The following is a 1,199-nucleotide window of genomic DNA, read 5'->3' on the forward strand; positions in this document are numbered from 1 at the left end:
TGCCGGTCATGTGCCTGGTCAACGGAACCACCATCGCCCGCACCAGCCTGGCGCGCGTCTCCTACTGGCACGTGGAACTCGACGCCCACGACATCCTCCTCGCCGAGGGACTGCCCGCCGAGAGCTTCCTCGACTTCGGCTGCCGCCCCTTCTTCGAGGAGGCGTCGGATCACAGGCTGCGCCATCCGGACTTCGTGCCGCCGGGGCTGTCGGCCCGGTGCCGGCCGGTCGYCCTCGACGGCCCCCTCGTCGAGGCGGAGCGCGCCCGTCTCGATACCGTCTTCGCCCAGATTCTCGCCGAGGACTGCGACTGGGATGCGGGCACCCGCCACTTCGCTTCCGCCGCCCAGTAGGCGCCGGATCGTCCACGATCCGGCGCCTTCGCGACACCCAGAGCACGCCCCCAGTCCTTACGCCCGACGAGACCGTCAGAATCTACCGAGTTGTGCATTTCGACGAGCCGCTTCGGCCGGGCGAAGAACGTGGATCAGCATCCATCGCCGTTGCGGTCTCCATCATGGCAATCGCTCGGCGCGACACACACGGAACGACCTTGTCTCCGGCAAATCGGTCGGACGGCATCCCGCGCAACCCAATCCATGAGAGGCCCGCACCATGGCATCGACGCAGACGTTTTCCCGCTTCTACTCGCTGGGAACGGCCGACAGTAAGAACGGCGACGACATGATCGCGATCGGCAGCAGATCGGGAGGGACGGAGGGCCAGTTCGTGCTCAGCGATCTGCCGTCGACCGACGGGTCCGACGACCCGAACATCCTGGGCGACACCCCGGCCGACAAGATGCAGATCGTCCAAACCGTCGGGGATCAATCGACCACGTTCACCAATCGGGAGTATGTCGGCCAGCTCGGAGATTCGGGCGGCGTCGTCACCCGCGTCTTTTCAGCAGCCAGGGGTGAGTACGTCTACCTCCTCTACTCGAACGATGTTTACGAGCCGGGGCAGTCCATCACCGTCCAGCAGGATCCCTACGCCCTCTGCTTCGGATCCGGCACGCGCATCCTGACGACGCGGGGCGAGGTCGCCGTCGAGGACCTGCAGGTCGGCGACCGCGCCGTCACCGCCTCCGGCCGCCACCGTACGATCACCTGGACCGGCCATCGCGATCTCGGGGCAGAGCGGCCGCTGCCCGCCGACCAGTCGCCCATCCGCATCCGGGCCGGCGCCTTCGGCCACGG

Annotated in this window: 2 protein-coding genes; both read left to right on the top strand. The window is 67.4% G+C overall.

Annotated elements, in window-relative coordinates; translation table 11 throughout:
* On the top strand, positions 1 to 353 hold a 353-nt coding region (locus ASG51_RS17405; protein WP_200941360.1), incomplete at its 5' end, for a Hint domain-containing protein.
* Positions 354 to 615: 262 nt separating this feature from the next.
* Positions 616 to 1,199 (top strand): Hint domain-containing protein (locus ASG51_RS17410; RefSeq protein ID WP_200941361.1); only part of this gene is annotated, 584 nt, incomplete at its 3' end.

This window comes from Methylobacterium sp. Leaf465 (genome assembly GCF_001424705.1).
Lineage (GTDB): Bacteria > Pseudomonadota > Alphaproteobacteria > Rhizobiales > Beijerinckiaceae > Methylobacterium.